The following is a 16,867-nucleotide window of genomic DNA, read 5'->3' as shown; positions in this document are numbered from 1 at the left end:
GCCAGAGCCCGGTTGACACCGCGGCCCACCCCCAGGAGAACCCTCATGAGGACGTCCCGCACCCTCGCCGTCGCGCTCTGTGCCGTCGCGCTCACCGCCACCGCCGCCTGCGGCAAGGACGGCACCCCCGGCACCACCGCCGCGAGCAGCGGCGGCAGCGCCGCCCCGGCGCTGCCGACCTACACGGTCAAGACCGACGTCAAGGTCGACTCCGCGGTCCTCGCCGAGGCCAGGAAGCGCGGCCAGCTGATCATCGGCGCCAAGGCCGACCAGCCGAACCTCGGCTGGGAGGACGTCGCCAGCGGCGACCGCAGCGGCTTCGACATCGAGATCGCCAAGATGATCGCTGCGGACCTCGGCTTCACCCCGCAGCAGATCAAGTGGCAGACCCTGGTCTCCTCGCAGCGCGAGCCGGCCATCGCCAAGGGCCAGATCGACTTCTACGTCGGCACCTACAGCATCAACGACGAGCGCAAGAAGAGCGTCTCCTTCGCCGGCCCGTACTACATCGCCGGCCAGGACCTGCTGGTGAAGGCCGACAACACCACGATCACCGGCGCGGAGAGCACCGGCGGCAAGAACGTCTGCACCGCCACCGGCTCGACCTCGATCAAGAACATCCAGCAGTACAACCCGAAGGTCACGCAGTTCGACACCTACTCGGCCTGCGTCGAGAAGCTGATGTCCGGCGAGGTCGACGCGGTCACCACCGACGACGCGATCCTCAAGGGCTACGCCTCCAAGTACGCCCCCAAGCTCAAGGTGGTCGGCAAGCCGTTCACCAAGGAGAACTACGGCGTCGGCCTCAACAAGGACGACAAGGCGCTGCGCGACGCCATCAGCGACGCCCTCAAGGCCCACGAGGACAACGGCGACTGGAAGAAGGCCTACGACGCGACCCTGGGCGCCTCCGGCTCCGCCGCGCCGGACGTCCCGGCCCTCGAGCGCTACTGATCCGCCCGCCGTACGTCGACTTCCCGACCATGAACTGAGAGGAGGGCCGCCGGATGGGGTTCCTGTTCGAGGACGACAACTTCGCGTTGTTCCGCGACGGCTTCCTACAGACGATCGAGGTGAGCGCGCTCAGCGCTCTGCTCGCCCTGCTGCTGGGCACCCTGCTGGCGGCCTTCCGGGTCTCCCCGGTGCCGGTCCTGCGCGCCTTCGGCACCGCCTGGGTCACGCTCTTCCGCAACACCCCGCTGACCCTGCTGTTCTTCGCCGTCACCTTCGGCCTGCCGCCGCTGGGCGTGCACTTCAGCCACCTGGTGTTCGCGGTGCTGGCGCTCGGCGGGTACACCGCCTCGTTCGTCTGCGAGGTGATCCGCTCCGGCATCAACACCGTGCCACTCGGCCAGGCGGAGGCCGCCCGCAGCCTGGGCATGTCCTTCGGCCAGACCCTCACCCTGGTCGTCCTGCCGCAGGCCGCCCGGACCGTCCTGGGCCCGATGAGCAGCGTGTTCATCGCCCTGCCCAGGAACTCGGCGATCGCCGGCGCGTTCAGCGTCTCCGAGCTGTACAGCGCCCAGCAGACCTTCTCCGAGCGCGGCTTCTCGATCTTCGCCATCTTCTTCTGGGTGGCCTGCGCCTACCTGCTGATCAGCGCGACGATCGCCACGTTCTTCCGCTTCCTGGAATCCCGACTGGCGGTGGCCCGATGAGTGTTCTGAACCGCCAGGCTTCGGCCAGCGTCCTCTACGACGCCCCCGGCCCGAAGGCCCGCACCCGGTACCGCGCGTTCGGCGTCCTCTCGGTGCTCGGCATCGCCGGTCTCCTCTGGTACGTCTTCACCGCGCTGAACGACAACGGCCAGTTCGACCCCGACCTGTGGGACCCGTTCCAGTACAACTTCGTCCAGCAGATGATCCTGGACGGCCTGCTGGCCACCCTGAAGGCCTTCGGGCTGGCGGCGGTCTTCTCGCTCGCCCTGGGCGCCCTGCTGGCGGCCGGTCAGCTCTCCGACCACAAACCGGTCCGCTGGTTCTGCACGGCCTTCACCCAGTTCTTCCGGGCGATGCCGCTGCTGATCCTGATCGTCGGGCTCTACTACGCCTTCTTCGCCAAGGAGTCGATGTGGGCGCTGGTGCTCGGCCTCACCCTCTACAACGGGGCGGTCCAGGCCGAGATCATCCGCAGCGGCGTCAACGCCGTCCCGCGCGGCCAGGGCGAGGCGGCGTACGGGCTCGGCATGCGCAAGACCCAGGTGATGACGTCGATCCTGGTGCCGCAGGCCGTCCGTTCGATGCTGCCCTCGATGATCGGCCAGCTGGTCGTCACCCTCAAGGACACCTCGCTCGGTCTGATCATCACCTACCAGGAGCTGCTGTTCATCGGCAAGAAGATCGCCAGCCAGCCGATGAACGCCGCGGGCTTCCCCTACATCCCCGTGGTGCTGGTGATCGGCCCGATCTACATCGCGATGTGCCTCCTGTTGACCGCGCTCGCACGCTGGATCGAAGCACGCGGCCGTCGCGGCGCGAACCGGCGCACTTCGACTTCTGCTTGACGGACACGCAGGCGAACTGTTGCATTGCTCTTCGTGACACCTCCCGGGAGCATCCACGCGGCATATGCGGCAGCGGTAACTGACGCCGGCCGATCGGCCGGTTCGTGCCCGGAGGTTCCCTCATGGACCCGGTGATCGTGGTCGGGGCCGGACCGGTCGGTCTGGCCCTGGCCCTCGCCCTGGCCCGGCACGAGGTCCCCACCATCGTCCTGGACGAGGGCTCCGGCCTCTGCCCGGAAGGCCCGCGCAGCCTCGTCCTCGGCGCCGACACCGCCGCCTTCCTGACCCGGATCGGCTACCCGCGGGCCGTCTCGGACTCCGCGCTGTGGGACTCCTTCGCCGTCTGGCGCCGCCGCCAGGAGGTGCTGCGGATCGACCTCACCGACTCGCCCACCTACCACCTGCCCCAGCACCGCCTCCAGCGCGGGCTGCGCGACGCCCTGACCGGCACCCCGCTGATCAGACTGGTCCCGCTCAACCGGGTCGTCGAACTCGAACAGGACCGGGACGGCGTCAGCCTCCGCACCACGGGCACCCAGGACGGCTCCGCCACCTGGTGGCGCGGCAGCCACCTGGTCGGCTGCGACGGCGCCAGATCCACCGTCCGCAAGCTCCTGAAGATCCGCTTCCCCGGCCGCCCGGCGGTCGACCGCAACGCCATCGCCACCGTCCGGGTCGACCTGCCCTTCGACGGCGCCCGGCTGCACCGCGAGCCCCCGTGGCGGGGCGACCGCGAGGCCTCCGCCCGTCCGCTGCCGGACGGCGTCTGGCGGCTCGACTGGCGGCTGCCCCCCGGCCGCCCCGCCGCCACCGAGACCGTCGACCCGCACGCCACCTGGCCCGGCATCGTCACCGGCGACACCCTGCTCACCCGGGTCACCTCCACCCTCACCGGCTGGTGCGGCGAACTGCCCCGCTTCGAACTGCTGGCCGCCGCCGACCACACCGCCCAGCAGCGGCTCGCCGCCCGCTTCCGCAGCGGCCGCTGCTTCCTGGCCGGCGACGCCGCCCACCTGCACGGCGCGCTCGGCATGCAGAACCTCGCGGACGGGCTGCGCGACGCCGACAACCTCGCCTGGCGGCTCGCCCTCGCCTGGCACCTCCACTCCGGCGGCCCGCAGCCCGGCGGCTCCCTGCTGGACGGCTACGAGGCCGAGCGGCGCGGGGCGGTCGGCGCCCGGCTGCGCGCGGTCGACCAGTCCATGCCGCTGCTGCGCCCGCTGCGCGGCTGGCAGCAGACCCGGCGCTCGCTGCTGGTCGGCGGCTTCCGCAAGCACGCCCCGCTGCTCGCCGACGGCCAGCTCGGCACCGGCCGGTTCGGCGGCGCGCCCGCCTACCCGGCGGCCCCCTCCGGCGTCCCGGCCCGGGTCCCGGTGCAGCGCGGCGCGCGCGGCACCACCTCGCTCAGCGAGCTGCTGCCCGCCACCGCCCCCGGCGTACTCGTCCCGGACCTGCCGGTGCTCGCCGACGACGGCACCCCCGACCACCTGCACGCCCGGCTCGGCACCACCTTCCTGCTGCTGCTGGTCGCCCCCGGCACCGCCGTCTGGTCCTCCGAGCACTGGCTCGGCGCCGGCCTGATGCCCCGCCTCGCCGAGGTCGCCGCCGCGCTGCCCGTCCCCGCCGAGGTGCTGGTCACCGAGGACTACCCGGGCGCCGGGCCGCACACCGTCCTGCTGATCCGCCCGGACGGCCACCTGGTCGGCACCACCCAGGGGGCCGTCGCCGAGGACCTGCTCGCCCTCGCCGACCGCGCCCGCGGCGGCCCGGCCACGCTCGGCCCGGCCCCCGACCCGGCCGAGCAGCCCTCGCCCCAGCAGGTGGACTCCCCGAGCTGAGGCTTCCCCGAGTCGGGGGTCTCAGCCGGCCACCGCCGTGGCCCGGCTCTCGCGGACCACCGTCACCCGGATCTGGCCCGGGTACGTCAGCTCGGTGGAGACCTGGCGGGCGACCTCACGGGCGATCAGCTCCGCACCGAGGTCGTCCACCGCGTCCGGACGGACCATCACCCGCACCTCGCGGCCGGCCTGCATCGCGAACACCTCGGCCACGCCCTCGTGCGAGCGCGCGATCTCCTCCAGCCGCGCCAGCCGCCGGACGTACAGCTCCAGCGACTCCTTGCGCGCGCCCGGCCGGCCGCCCGAGCAGCCGTCCGCGGCCTGGGTCAGCACGGCCGTCACGGTGCGCGGATCGACCTCGTTGTGGTGGGCGGCGATCGCGTGCACCACCTCGGCGGACTCCCCGTACCGCCGGGCGAGCTCCGCGCCGACCGCGGCGTGGCTGCCCTCCGACTCGTGGGTGAGCGCCTTGCCGATGTCGTGCAGCAGCGCCGCGCGCCGCACCGGCTCCGGGTCCACCCCGAGCTCGGCGGCCATCATCCCGGCCAGGTGCGCGGACTCCAGCAGGTGCCCGAGCACGTTCTGCCCGTACGACGCCCGGTAGCGCAACGAGCCCAGGGTGCGGACGAGTTCGGGGTGCACCCCGTCGACCCGGGCCTCCAGCAGGGCGTCCTCGCCGGCCCGGACGCAGCTCTGCCCGACCTCCTCGCGGCTGCGCTCGTACAGGCTCTCGATCCGGGTCGGGTGGATCCGGCCGTCCTCGACCAGCTGCTCCAGGGTGAGCCGGGCGGTCTCCCGGCGGACCGGGTCGAAGCAGGACAGCTGCACCGACTCGGGGGTGTCGTCGACGATCAGGTTCACGCCGGTGACCGCCTCGAAGGCGCGGATGTTGCGGCCCTCGCGGCCGATGATCCGGCCCTTCATGTCCTCGTTCGGCAGCCGCAGGACGGTGACGGCGCTCTCCGCGGTCTGCTCCGTCGCCAGCCGCTGGACCGCCCCGGCGACGATGTCCCGGGCCCGGCGCTCGCCCTCCTCCCGGGCCTCGCGCTCGATCTCCCGGACGGTGACCGCGGCCTCCCGCCGGGCCGAGTCCTCGGCCTCCCGCAGGAGTTCGGCGCGGGCCTGCTCGGCGGAGAGCCCGGCGGCCCGCTCCAACGCCGCCGCCCGCCGGGCGACCAGCGCCTCGGCCTCGCCCCGGGACTGCTCCACCTCGGCGGAGCGCTCGGCCAGTTCGTCCTCCCGGCGGCGCAGCCTGCGCAGCTCCTCGGCCATGTCCTCCTCGCGGCGGGCCAGTTCGGTCCGCTGGCGGGCGGACTGCTCCTCGGCCCACCGGCGGGCCTGCTCGGCCTCGGCCAGCGCACCGCGCCGGGCCGCCCGGAGCCGCCTGATCGCCAGCCCGGCGGCGGCCACGACCACCAGCAGCAGGAGTGCGGCCGATCCGGCGACCGGCACCAGTGAGCCGCCCGGGCCGGTGCCCGCCGAGATCCCCATTCCCGCCCACTCCCCCGTCGCCGCGCGCGCCGCCGTCCGGAGGCGCCCCGGGCACTGAAGGCGAGGCTAGGTGGGGGTCACGGGAGGGTCAAGAGTTGACCTGGTCCACTCCAAGACACCTACAGAACTGCCACTACTCCCGACCCGACGGTTCACTCCACTCCTCTTCCAGCGCGCTGCGCACCACCCGGAACGCCAGTCCTTCGGAGTAGCCGCGCCGGGCCAGCATCCCGACCAGCCGCCGGGTGCGGACCTGGGCGTCCAGCCCCCGGGTGGACCGCAGCTTGCGCTCGACCAGCGCCCGGGCCGCGTCCGTCTCGTCGTCGTGGTCGAGCTGGGCGACGGCCTGCTCGACCAGGTCGGCGGCGACGCCCTTGGTGCGCAGCTCCTGGGCCAGCGCCCGCCGGGACAGGCCCCGGACGGCGTGCCGGGACTCCACCCAGGCCGCGGCGAAGGCCGCGTCGTCGATCAGCCCGACCTCTTCGAGCCGGGTGAGCACCGCGTCGGCGGCCTCCTCCGGGATCTCCCGCTTGCGCAGGGCGTCGGCGAGCTGCTTGCGGGTCTTGGCGGCGCCGGTCAGCAGCCGCAGGCAGATGTCCCGGGCGCGGGTCTCCGGGTCGGCCGGCTGCTCGGCCTGCTTCCGGGAGGTACGGCCGGAGTGCTCCTCCCCGGGCAGCCCGGTGCCGGAGCGGCCCCGGCGCCCGCCGCGACGGGAGGCCGAGGCGGCCACACCCCCGTGACCGGCCGCCTCGCCGCCGCCGCGGCCGCTCTCCACGGCCGTCGGTGTCGAAGCGGGCCCGGCCGCTTCGGTTTGCTCGGCCTCCAGGGCCGAGCGCCGCCGCCGGCGGCCGGTGGGCAGCTCGGAGGCGGAGACCAGGCCGAGCGCCTCGACCGGGGTTTCCGCCGGCTCCGGCCCGGGCGCCGCGCCGCGCACCGCCCGGGTCGGAGCCAGGTCGAACTCCGGCTCGGCGCCGGATGCCCACTGCGCGGTGGACGGACGGCCGCGCCGGGAGCGCGAGGCCCGGGGCTTCGCGGCCACCGGCTCGGGCTCCTCCGCGACGGCTGCGAACCAGTCCGGCGGCCCGTGCTCGTCCTCCTCCGCGACCGCGGCGAACCAGTCCGGCGGCCCGTAGTCGTCGTCCTCCGGGCCCGCCGGGCCGCCGCCCACCGTGTCGTACTGCGTCAACGGCTCAGGCCTTGGCCGCCGCCGTCTTCTTCGCCGCGGCCGTCTTGGTGGCGGTCGCGGTGATCGGCTTGGCCGCGCCGTCGGCGGCGGCCTCGGCACTCTCCTCGGCCGGCTCCTCCACCTTCGGGCCGATGCCGAGCTTGCCCTTGATCTTCCGCTCGATCTCGTCGGCGAGCTGCGGGTTGTCCCGCAGGAAGTTGCGGGCGTTCTCCTTGCCCTGGCCGAGCTGGTCGCCCTCGTAGGTGTACCAGGCGCCCGACTTGCGGATGAAGCCGTGCTCCACGCCCATGTCGATCAGGCCGCCCTCGCGGCTGATGCCCACGCCGTAGAGGATGTCGAACTCGGCCTGCTTGAACGGCGCGGCGACCTTGTTCTTGACCACCTTGACGCGGGTGCGGTTGCCGACCGCCTCGGTGCCGTCCTTCAAGGTCTCGATCCGGCGGATGTCGAGGCGGACCGAGGCGTAGAACTTCAGCGCCCGGCCACCGGTCGTGGTCTCCGGCGAACCGAACATCACGCCGATCTTCTCGCGCAGCTGGTTGATGAAGATCGCGGTGGTGTTCGACTGGTTCAGCGCACCGGCGATCTTGCGCAGTGCCTGGCTCATCAGCCGGGCCTGCAGACCGACGTGCGAGTCGCCCATCTCGCCCTCGATCTCGGCGCGCGGCACGAGCGCCGCGACCGAGTCGATGATCACCAGGTCGATCGCGCCGGAGCGGATCAGCATGTCGGTGATCTCCAGCGCCTGCTCACCGGTGTCCGGCTGGCTGACCAGCAGGGCGTCGGTGTCCACGCCGAGCTTCTTGGCGTACTCCGGGTCGAGCGCGTGCTCCGCGTCGACGAACGCGACCGTGCCGCCGGCCTTCTGGGCGTTGGCGGCCAGGTGCAGGGTCAGGGTGGTCTTGCCGGAGGACTCGGGGCCGTAGATCTCGACCACGCGGCCACGCGGGATGCCGCCGACCCCGAGGGCGACGTCCAGGGCGGTGGACCCGGTGGAGATCACCTCGACCGGCTCGTTGGCCTTCTCGCCGAGGCGCATCACCGAGCCCTTGCCGAACTGCCGCTCGATCTGGGCGAGCGCGGTCTCAAGGGCCTTCTCGCGATCCGTACCTGCCATGGCTTTTTCCCTCGGGTTCTGTGCTGTGCGCTTCATCGTCCTCGACGCTAGCGCGTCCCACTGACAAACGGGCCCGGCCGGGCTCCGCCTGTGGAAAACTCCACGCCGGAGAGTACAAAGAACATCTGTTCGATTCAAGCGTCGCACGTCCGGGCCCCGCCGCCCCCGGAAACACCCCGGGGGCGGCGCCCCGGGTCACTCCCCGCGCCTCGCCCCGTCCCCGCCGACCATCCGGCGCAGCCGCCGGGCCGCCTCCCGGCGCAGCTCCCGCCGGGCCCGCCGCTGCTCGCCCCGGTCGATCCGCGGGTCGGTGGCCACCTCGTACCGCCGTACGTACGTCCCCACGAAGCCCTGGAGCGTCGCCGCCGCCGGGATCGCGATCACCGCGCCGACCGCGCCGAGCAGCGCCGCGCCCGCGATCACCGAGCCGAAGGCCACCGCCGGGTGCACATCCACCGTCCGCGCGGTGATCCTCGGCTGCAGCAGGTAATTCTCGATCTGCTGGTACACCACGACGAAGACCAGCACCCAGAGCGCGTCCACCGGCTTCACCGTCAGCGCGACCAGCACCGGCAGCGTCCCGGCCAGGTAGGTCCCGAGCGTCGGCACGAACTGCGACATGACGCCGACCCAGACCGCCAGCGCCGCCGCGTACGGCAGGCCGAGCAGTTCGAACATCACCCAGTGCCCGGCGGCCGACACCACCGCGAGCAGCGCCCGGGAGTACAGGTAGCCGCCGGTCTTGGCAAGCGCGATCTCCCAGGCCCGCAGCACCTCGGCCTGCTTGGCGGGCGGCAGCATCGAACAGACCGTCCGGCGCACCCGCGGGCCCTCGGCGGTGAAGTAGAAGGTGAACAGCCCGACCGTGAAGGCCTTGAAGAGCCCGCCGATCACGGTGGACGAGACGCCCCAGGCGTTGTCGGCGGCCTGCTGGACGTAGGTCTCGATGGTGCCGGAATCCTTGAGCAACCGATTCTGCAACTCGCCCAGCGAGAGGTCCTGGTGGAAGGTCCGGTTGATCCAGTCGATCAGGTTGTCGACCAGGTGCGGCAGGTCCCCCGCGAGCTTCGCCACCTGGTCGACCAGCAGCGTGCCGAGCGCGGCGAGGAAGCCCACCACCGCGATCCCGACCGCCACGAACACCAGGAAGGTCCCGACCCCCCGGCGCACCCCCCGCGCGGCCATCCGGTCCACGGCCGGCTCCAGCGCCAGCGACAGGAAGAACGACACCAGCAGCATCACGAACAGGTCGATCAACTGCCGGAACGCCCAGTCCGCGAGCTGGAAGGCCCCCACCAGCACCAGGAACAGCACCATCGCCCGCGGCAGCCAGCGCGGCATCCCGCCGCCCCACAGGCCCCCACCCGCCGGAGCGCCCTCGGCGTCCCGGTCCGAATTCTTCTGTTCCGCGCTATTTGTCACCCGAACAGTCTGTCCCATGCCCCCGGGGGGCCGGCAGTCAGCGCAGCACCCCGGAGACGCCCTGGGTGTCGCAGACCACCCGCCAGACCTCCTTGGCCTCCCAGCCCGCCTCCAGCGCCTGCCGCACCGTCCGCCCGCCCAGCTCGCTCATCACGTGGTCGGTCGCGAACGACTCCGCGTACGCCTCCCCGAAGTGCGCGTACATCCGTCGCCAGAACTCCGTCAGCCTCATGCCCCAAGTATCCCGGACCGGGCCCGCCACTCCCCGGCCGTCAGCGCGTACTCGACCTCGCCGTGCTCGCTGCCCGGGTAGTCCTCGTGGAACGTGCGGACGTACGACAGCCCGCTCTTCTCCATCACCCGCCGCGAGCCCGCGTTCACCGCCATGGTGTACGCCACCACCCGCTCCACCCCCAGCTCCGCGAACCCGAGCCGGACCAGCGCCCGCGCCCCCTCCGTCGCGTAGCCGCACCCCCACGCGGCCTGCCGCAAGCGGTACCCGAGCTCGACCTCCCCGCGCTCCCCCTCCCGCGTCGGCCGGAACTCGAACCACCCCAGGAACGCCCCGCCCGCCCGCTCCTCGGCCGCCCACCAGCCGAGGTCGCCGTAGCGCCGGTAGTGCTCCAGGTAGCGCGGCAGCAGCTCCCCCTCGACCCACTCCCGCGGACTCGGCTTCCCCCCGGTGAGGAAGCGCATCACCGCAGGGTCCCCGTCCAGCTCCACGAGCCGGTCCGCGTCCGCCGTCGTGAAGCGCCGCAGCACCAGCCGCTCGGTCGTCAGGAACACGGCCGCACCCGAATCACCCATGCCCCGATCCTCACCCCCGTCCCACCGCCCCGTCACCTGCTTTTCCCCGCCCCACCACCCGACGGGCGCGCGGGGCGCGGCCCGCGCCCCCGTCACCGGGGCAGCACCAGCAGCCCCGCCCCGAAGTACTGCCGTTCCCCGCAGCCCAGGAGCCCCGGGGGGCACCCCGGCGCCGCCGCCCCGGCCAGCAGCGCGGCCAACCCGTCCGCCCCCAGCTCCGGGTGCAGGGCCGCCGCCACCGCCACCGCCCCGGTCACGTGCGCGGCCGCCATCGAGGTCCCCGCCAGCGCCGCGTACCGCCCGTCCGGCCAGTCGGAGACGACCGCCCCCTGCGGCCCGCCGTCCGGGTCGCCGCCGGGCGCGGCCAGCGAGACCCGTCCGCGCCCGTAGTTGGAGTAGGCCGCCGGGTGCCCGTCCCGGTTCACCGCCGTGACGGTGACCACCCCGGGCAGCTCACCGGGCAGCCGTACGCACTCCGTGCCCAGGTGACGCAGGGGCGCCGGCCCCGAGACCCGGTCGTTGGGGCTCCGCTCGTCGGTCCGCGAGGCGCCGAGGTCCTGCCCGTCGTTGCCCGCCGAGGCGACCACCACCGCCCCCGCCCGGCGGGCGTACCCGGCGGCCCGCCCGACGGCCGCGATCAGCGCGGCCTGGTCCGCGTCCCCCGGGCAGTTGTACTTCCACGGGTCGGCGAAGTAGCTGTTGTTGACCGCCTTCGCCCCGTGGTCGGCGGCCCAGAGCATGCCGCAGACGATGTTCTCCGCGTAGTACTGCCCGAGCGGCCCGAGCAGCCGGACGGCGGCGATCCGCACCCCGGGCGCCACCCCGGTGACGCCGTGGCCGTCCCGGGTGGCGCCGACGATCCCGGCGACGTGCGTGCCGTGGCCGCTCTCGACCACCCCGGGGTCGGGCCGCCAGGCGCCGGTGCGGGCGTCGGGCCGGCCGTCCGCGCAGGAGGCGGAGGCCTTCGGGTCGACGGCGGCCCGCAGGTCCGGGTGGGTGTCGTCGACCCCGGAGTCCAGCACCGCGACCAGCACCCCGTGCAGCGCGTCGGCGCTCGGTGCGGCACCGCCGGAGACCGCCGAGGCGTCCGCCGCCCCGCGGGCGGCGCCGCCGAGCATGGCGAGGTTCCAGGCGCCCGCCTCCCCCGGGTCGGGCACCGTGACGGTCTCCCCGTCCATCCGGTCGCCGCCCGCCCGGCCACCGGTCCCGGCCCCCGCCGTGAAGTCCCCCGCCCCCGTCACCGCCCGCGGCGGCGCGACCACCGGCGCGGTCCTGGTCGCCCCGACGGCGGCGATCCCGGGCCGGGCCCGCACCCGGTCGGCGAACGGGCCGGTCGCGTACACCAGCACGGCCCCGATCTGCGGGTACTCCTGGACCACCTGCCCGCCCGCCGCCCGGCTCTCCGCCCCGGCCCGGGCGGCGCCGGCGGCGTCCTCGCCCTCGGCCAGCACCAGGTAGCTGAGGTACGCCCGCCCCGCCCCGGACACGGACGGGACGGCGCCGCCCACCACGAGCGCCATCAGCAGCATCGCAAGCAGCGCCCGGGCGGGCCCGCGGACCCGACGGCGTCGGGCGGGCCCGCCCGACGGGTGCGCCTGCGCCATCGCACGGTCTCCGCTCGTCGGTCCGGTGGGTCACGGGTGGATCAAGCATCCGATTCCTCACCATATGAGCGGATTGTGGTTTCTGCTCCCCGGCTTGCACCCCTCCTCCGAACCTCCCGCCCGCCCCCGCTTGTCGGTCCCACCCGGCACCATGGGGGCATGGCGCCCCAGCACCCGACCCCGTCCGCCGACGACCCCCTGGCCGGCTTCGCCCCGGCCACCCGGGCCTGGTTCACCGGTGCCTTCTCCACCCCCACCGCCGCGCAGGCCGAGGCCTGGCAGGCCATCCAGCGGGGGACGGACGTCCTGGTGGTCGCCCCCACCGGCTCCGGCAAGACGCTGGCCGCCTTCCTCTCCGCCCTCGACCGGCTCAGCACCACCCCTCCCCCCGCCGAGCCGAGGCACCGCTGCCGGGTCCTCTACGTCTCACCGCTCAAGGCCCTCGCGGTGGACGTCGAACGGAACCTGCGCGCCCCCCTGGCCGGCCTGCGCCAGGCCGCCGTCCGACTCGGCCTGCCCGAGCCCGAGGTCCAGGTCGCCATCCGCTCCGGCGACACCCCGGCCGCCGACCGCCGCCGCTTCGCGACCCATCCGCCGGACATCCTGATCACCACCCCCGAGTCGCTGTTCCTGCTGCTCACCTCCGCCTCCCGGGAGGCCCTGCGCGGCGTGGACACGGTGATCCTGGACGAGGTGCACGCGGTCGCCGGCACCAAGCGCGGCGCGCACCTCGCGCTCAGCCTGGAACGGCTGGACGAACTGCTGGACCGCCCGGCCCGCCGGATCGGCCTGTCCGCGACGGTCCGCCCGGTCGAGGAGGTGGCCCGCTTCCTGAGCCCGCGGCGCGGCGCCGCCGTGGTCCAGCCCGCCGCCGCCAAGGAGTTCGACCTCTCGGTGGTCGTCCCCGTCCCCGACCTGGACGACCTGCCCGCCGCCCCGGCCACCGGCGGCGCCGCCGGCACCGACCCGCAGCGGCAGGCCTCGATCTGGCCGCACGTCGAGGAGCGGATCGTCGACCTGGTCGAGGCGCACCGCTCGACCATCGTCTTCGCCAACTCCCGCCGGCTGGCCGAGCGGCTGTGCAACCGGCTGAACGAGATCGCCTACGAGCGCGCCACCGGCACCGCCGTCCCCGAGGCGCACTCCCCGGCCGAGCTGATGGGCGGCTCGGGCGCGGCCAAGGGCGCGCCCCCGGTCATCGCCCGGGCCCACCACGGCTCCGTCTCCAAGGAGCAACGGTCGCTCGTCGAGGAGGAGTTGAAGGCCGGCCGGCTGCCCGCCGTGGTCGCCACCTCCAGCCTGGAGCTGGGCATCGACATGGGCGCCGTCGAACTGGTCGTCCAGGTCGAGTCCCCGCCCTCGGTCGCCTCCGGCCTGCAGCGGGTCGGCCGGGCCGGCCACCAGGTCGGCGCCGTCTCCACCGGCGTCTTCTTCCCCAAGTACCGGGGGGACCTCGTCCAGTCCGCCGTGGTCACCGAGCGGATGCGGGCCGGCCGGATCGAGGCGCTGCGCATCCCGCGCAACCCGCTGGACGTGCTCGCCCAGCAGCTGGTCGCGATGACGGCCCTGGACACCTGGCCGGTGGACGACCTGCTCGCCGTGGTCCGCCGCGCCGCGCCCTTCGCGACCCTCCCGCAGTCCGCCTTCGACGCCGTGCTCGACATGCTGGCCGGCCGCTACCCCTCGGACGCCTTCGCCGAGCTGCGCCCCCGCCTGGTGTGGGACCGGGTGGCCGGCACCGTGACCGGCCGCCCCGGCGCCCAGCGACTGGCCGTCACCTCCGGCGGCACCATCCCCGACCGCGGCCTGTTCGGCGTCTTCATCGCGGGCTCGGACCCCGAGAAGAAGGGTGGTGGTGGGCGACGGGTGGGCGAGCTCGACGAGGAGATGGTCTACGAGTCCCGCGTCGGCGACGTGTTCACCCTCGGCACCACCTCCTGGCGGATCGAGGAGATCACCCACGACAAGGTGCTGGTCACCCCCGCCCCCGGCGTCCCCGGCCGGCTCCCGTTCTGGAAGGGCGACACGCTCGGCCGCCCGCTCGAACTCGGCCGAGCCCTCGGCGCCTTCACCCGCGAACTGGGTGCCCTGCCGCCCGAGGCCGCCACCGAGCGCCTCAAGCGGGCCGGCCTGGACGACTGGGCGGCGGCCAACCTGCTGGACTACCTGGCCGAGCAGCGCGCCGCCTGCGGCCACCTCCCCGACGACCGCACCATCGTGGTCGAACGCTTCCGGGACGAGCTCGGCGACTGGCGGATCGTCGTCCACTCCCCCTTCGGCGCCCAGGTCCACGCCCCCTGGGCGCTCGCCCTCGGCGCCCGGCTGCGCGAGCAGCACGGCCTGGACCCGCAGGTCATGCACGCCGACGACGGCATCGTGCTGCGCCTGCCCGACGCCGACCTGCTGAGCCTCGACTTCGACTTCGGCAGCCCCTCGGCGCAGTCGGACCAGGACGAGGCCCCGGTCGGCGCCGACGCCACCCTGTTCGACCCCGGCGAGATCGAGCAGCTGGTCACCGACCAGGTCGGCGGCTCCGCCCTGTTCGCCTCCCGCTTCCGGGAGTGCGCCGGCCGCGCCCTGCTGCTCCCCCGCCGCAGCCCCGGCCGCCGCACCCCGCTCTGGCAGCAGCGCCAGCGCGCCGCCCAACTGCTCGAAGTCGCCTCCGAGTACGGCTCGTTCCCGATCGTCCTGGAGGCCGTCCGGGAGTGCCTGCAGGACGTCTTCGACGTCCCCGGCCTGGTCGAGCTGATGGGCGATCTGGAGTCCCGCGCCGTCCGCCTGGTCGAGGTCACCACCCCCGAGCCCTCGCCCTTCGCCCGCTCGCTGCTGTTCGGCTACGTCGCCCAGTTCCTCTACGAGGGCGACTCCCCGCTCGCCGAGCGCCGCGCCGCCGCCCTCTCGCTCGACTCCCGGCTGCTGTCCGAACTCCTCGGCCAGGCCGAGCTGAGCGAACTGCTCGACCCGCGGGTGCTCGCCGAACTGGAGGCCGAGCTCCAACGCCTCACCCCCGAGCGCCGGATCAAGGACGCCGAGGGCGTCGCCGACGCCCTGCGCCTGCTCGGCCCGCTCTCCGAGGCCGAGTTGACCGTCCGCGGCGCCGAGCCGCTCTGGGCCCTGGAGCTGGAGGCCGCCCGCCGGGTGATCCAGGTCCGGATCGCCGGCGAGCGCCGCTGGGCCGCGATCGAGGACGCCGGACGGCTGCGCGACGCGCTGGGCACCCCGCTGCCGGTCGGCGTCCCGGAGGCCTTCACCGAGCCGGTCAAGGACCCGCTGGGCGATCTGATCGCCCGCCACGCCCGCACCCACGGCCCGTTCACCGCCGCCGAGGCCGCCGCCCGCTACGGCCTCGGCACCGCCGTGGTCACCGGCACCCTGCACCGCCTGACCGCCGCCGGCCGCCTGGTCCAGGGCCACTTCAGGCCCGCCGGGAGCCAGACCGACCCCGAGTGGCACACCGCCCCCGAGTGGTGCGACGCCGAGGTGCTGCGCCGGCTGCGCCGCCGCTCGCTCGCCGCCCTGCGCCACGAGGTCGAGCCGGTCCCGCCGCGCGCCCTGGCCGCCTTCCTGCCGCAGTGGCAGCACCTGGCCGGCCACCGGCTGCGCGGCCCGGACGGCCTGCTGCGGGTGGTCGAGCAGCTCCAGGGCACCGCCCTGCCCGCCTCCGCGCTGGAGAAGCTGATCCTCCCGGCCCGGCTCACCGACTACTCCCCCGGCCTGCTGGACGAGCTGATGGCGGCCGGCGAGATCGGCTGGTGCGGGGCCGGCGCCCTGCCCGGCAAGGACGGCTGGCTCAGCCTGCACCTCGCCGAGAACGCCCACCTGCTGCGCCCCGAGCCCGTCCCGCCCGCGCTCACCCCGGTGCACAGCGCCCTGATGTCCGCGCTGGCCGGCGGCTACGGCCTGTTCTTCCGCCAACTCGTCCAGCAACTCCCGGAGGAGACCGCCGAGCCGGAGGTCGTCGAGGCGCTCTGGGACCTGGTCTGGGCCGGTTTCGTCACCAACGACACCCTCGCCCCGCTGCGCGCCCTGCTCGGCTCCGGCCGGACGGCGGGCGCCACCGCCCACCGCGCGCCCCGGTCCACCCCGCGCGGCCGCTACGGCGGGGCCGGCCGCGCCCTCGGCCGGGTCGGCGGCACCCTGCGCAGCGGCCCGCCGACGGTGGCCGGCCGCTGGTCGCTGCTGCCCGCCTTCGCCGCCGACCCGACGGTCCGGGCCACCGCCCAGGCACAGAACCTGCTGGACCGCCACGGCCTGCTCACCCGGGGCGCGGTGGCGGCCGAACGGGTGCCCGGCGGCTTCGCCGGGGTCTACCGGGTGCTCGCCGCGATGGAGGAGCGCGGCCGGGCCCGCCGGGGCTACTTCGTCGAGGGCCTGGGCGGCGCCCAGTTCGCCATGGAGGGCGCGGCCGACCGGCTGCGCTCGGTGAACGGCCGGTTGGAGCGGGCCCGCGCGGCCGAGTGGCCGGCCGCCCCGGCGGGCGAGCCGCCGCAGACGCTGGTGCTGGCCGCCGCCGATCCGGCCAACGCCTACGGCGCGGCGCTGCCCTGGCCCGACCCGCCGGCGGCCCCCGACGGCAAGGAGCCCACCGCCCACCGCCCGGGCCGCAAGGCGGGCGCCCTGGTGGTCCTGGTGGACGGCGAGCCGGCGCTGTACGTCGAGCGCGGCGGCAAGTCCCTGCTGGCCTGGCCGGAGGACGAGGCCACCCGGGCACTGGCGGCCGGGGCGCTCGCGGCCGCCGTCCGGGAGGGCGCGCTCGGCAGCGTCACGGTCGAACGGGCCAACGGCGAGCCCGCCCTGGGCTCGGCCCTCGGCCGAGCCCTGGAGGAGGCGGGCTTCCACGCCACCCCGCGCGGCCTGCGCCTGCGCCCCTGATCCACGGCCACGGAACCAGGGCCGGAA

Annotated in this window: 12 protein-coding genes; 5 read left to right on the top strand and 7 right to left on the bottom strand. The window is 74.7% G+C overall.

The window, feature by feature from the left end; all coding sequences use genetic code 11:
- Positions 1 to 45 precede the first annotated feature (45 nt).
- The 4 genes from ACFVXH_RS32010 (at position 46) to ACFVXH_RS31995 (ending at position 4,341) form a co-directional block, all read left to right on the top strand.
- A complete protein-coding gene (locus ACFVXH_RS32010; protein WP_074005695.1) occupies positions 46 to 954 on the top strand; it encodes a glutamate ABC transporter substrate-binding protein in 909 nt (302 codons plus the stop codon).
- 53 nt (positions 955 to 1,007) lie between these two features.
- Positions 1,008 to 1,658 carry an amino acid ABC transporter permease gene (locus ACFVXH_RS32005; protein WP_049655583.1) on the top strand — a complete coding sequence of 217 codons (651 nt, stop codon included), beginning with the start codon at positions 1,008 to 1,010 and terminating at the stop codon, positions 1,656 to 1,658.
- Positions 1,655 to 2,503 (top strand): amino acid ABC transporter permease, encoded by an 849-nt coding sequence (locus ACFVXH_RS32000; protein ID WP_074005696.1) that lies wholly within the window; start codon positions 1,655 to 1,657, stop codon positions 2,501 to 2,503. The genes ACFVXH_RS32005 and ACFVXH_RS32000 overlap by 4 nt, the downstream gene beginning before the upstream one ends.
- Before the next feature lie 122 nt (positions 2,504 to 2,625).
- Positions 2,626 to 4,341, top strand: a complete 1,716-nt coding sequence (locus tag ACFVXH_RS31995; RefSeq protein WP_375877268.1) for an FAD-dependent monooxygenase — start codon at positions 2,626 to 2,628, stop codon at positions 4,339 to 4,341.
- 21 nt (positions 4,342 to 4,362) lie between these two features.
- On the opposite strand, the gene rny is transcribed toward ACFVXH_RS31995, so the two are convergent.
- The 7 genes from rny to ACFVXH_RS31960 form a co-directional block, all read right to left on the bottom strand.
- Positions 4,363 to 5,832 (bottom strand): ribonuclease Y, encoded by a 1,470-nt coding sequence (rny, locus tag ACFVXH_RS31990; RefSeq protein WP_375877269.1) that lies wholly within the window; start codon positions 5,830 to 5,832, stop codon positions 4,363 to 4,365.
- A gap of 133 nt (positions 5,833 to 5,965) precedes the next feature.
- A complete protein-coding gene (recX, locus tag ACFVXH_RS31985) occupies positions 5,966 to 6,691 on the bottom strand; it encodes a recombination regulator RecX (protein WP_387829465.1) in 726 nt (241 codons plus the stop codon).
- 331 nt (positions 6,692 to 7,022) lie between these two features.
- Positions 7,023 to 8,135, bottom strand: a complete 1,113-nt coding sequence (gene recA, locus ACFVXH_RS31980) for a recombinase RecA (protein ID WP_049659177.1) — start codon at positions 8,133 to 8,135, stop codon at positions 7,023 to 7,025.
- 195 nt (positions 8,136 to 8,330) lie between these two features.
- A complete protein-coding gene (locus ACFVXH_RS31975; RefSeq protein ID WP_380740146.1) occupies positions 8,331 to 9,557 on the bottom strand; it encodes an AI-2E family transporter in 1,227 nt (408 codons plus the stop codon).
- Positions 9,558 to 9,594: 37 nt separating this feature from the next.
- Positions 9,595 to 9,789: a DUF3046 domain-containing protein gene (locus tag ACFVXH_RS31970; protein ID WP_117489691.1), complete on the bottom strand. Its 195-nt coding sequence runs from the start codon at positions 9,787 to 9,789 to the stop codon at positions 9,595 to 9,597.
- Positions 9,786 to 10,364, bottom strand: a complete 579-nt coding sequence (locus ACFVXH_RS31965; protein ID WP_387829383.1) for a GNAT family N-acetyltransferase — start codon at positions 10,362 to 10,364, stop codon at positions 9,786 to 9,788. Before ACFVXH_RS31965 ends, ACFVXH_RS31970 begins: the two co-directional genes overlap by 4 nt.
- Positions 10,365 to 10,456: 92 nt before the next feature.
- Positions 10,457 to 11,968 carry a S8 family serine peptidase gene (locus ACFVXH_RS31960; protein ID WP_387829381.1) on the bottom strand — a complete coding sequence of 504 codons (1,512 nt, stop codon included), beginning with the start codon at positions 11,966 to 11,968 and terminating at the stop codon, positions 10,457 to 10,459.
- A 159-nt stretch (positions 11,969 to 12,127) separates the two neighbouring features.
- Between ACFVXH_RS31960 and ACFVXH_RS31955 the strand changes: the two genes are divergently transcribed.
- Positions 12,128 to 16,840, top strand: coding sequence for an ATP-dependent helicase (locus ACFVXH_RS31955; protein WP_387829379.1), 4,713 nt, complete (start codon positions 12,128 to 12,130; stop codon positions 16,838 to 16,840).
- Positions 16,841 to 16,867: the final 27 nt, after the last annotated feature.

This window comes from Kitasatospora sp. NPDC058184, assembly GCF_042883725.1.
Taxonomy (GTDB): Bacteria; Actinomycetota; Actinomycetes; order Streptomycetales; family Streptomycetaceae; genus Kitasatospora.
Note: the sequence above shows the minus strand (reverse complement) of the source record. Positions and strands in the feature narration are given on the sequence as shown.

Excerpts from the sequence above, each read along its gene's own strand:
- ACFVXH_RS32010 (WP_074005695.1), top strand. The coding sequence starts at position 46 with ATGAGGACGTCCCGCACCCTCGCCGTCGCGCTCTGTGCCGTCGCGCTC.
- ACFVXH_RS32005 (WP_049655583.1), top strand. The coding sequence starts at position 1,008 with ATGGGGTTCCTGTTCGAGGACGACAACTTCGCGTTGTTCCGCGACGGC.
- ACFVXH_RS32000 (WP_074005696.1), top strand. The coding sequence starts at position 1,655 with ATGAGTGTTCTGAACCGCCAGGCTTCGGCCAGCGTCCTCTACGACGCC.
- ACFVXH_RS31995 (WP_375877268.1), top strand. The coding sequence starts at position 2,626 with ATGGACCCGGTGATCGTGGTCGGGGCCGGACCGGTCGGTCTGGCCCTG.
- rny (WP_375877269.1), bottom strand. The coding sequence starts at position 5,832 with ATGGGGATCTCGGCGGGCACCGGCCCGGGCGGCTCACTGGTGCCGGTC.
- recA (WP_049659177.1), bottom strand. The coding sequence starts at position 8,135 with ATGGCAGGTACGGATCGCGAGAAGGCCCTTGAGACCGCGCTCGCCCAG.
- ACFVXH_RS31970 (WP_117489691.1), bottom strand. The coding sequence starts at position 9,789 with ATGAGGCTGACGGAGTTCTGGCGACGGATGTACGCGCACTTCGGGGAG.
- ACFVXH_RS31965 (WP_387829383.1), bottom strand. The coding sequence starts at position 10,364 with ATGGGTGATTCGGGTGCGGCCGTGTTCCTGACGACCGAGCGGCTGGTG.
- ACFVXH_RS31960 (WP_387829381.1), bottom strand. The coding sequence starts at position 11,968 with ATGGCGCAGGCGCACCCGTCGGGCGGGCCCGCCCGACGCCGTCGGGTC.
- ACFVXH_RS31955 (WP_387829379.1), top strand. The coding sequence starts at position 12,128 with ATGGCGCCCCAGCACCCGACCCCGTCCGCCGACGACCCCCTGGCCGGC.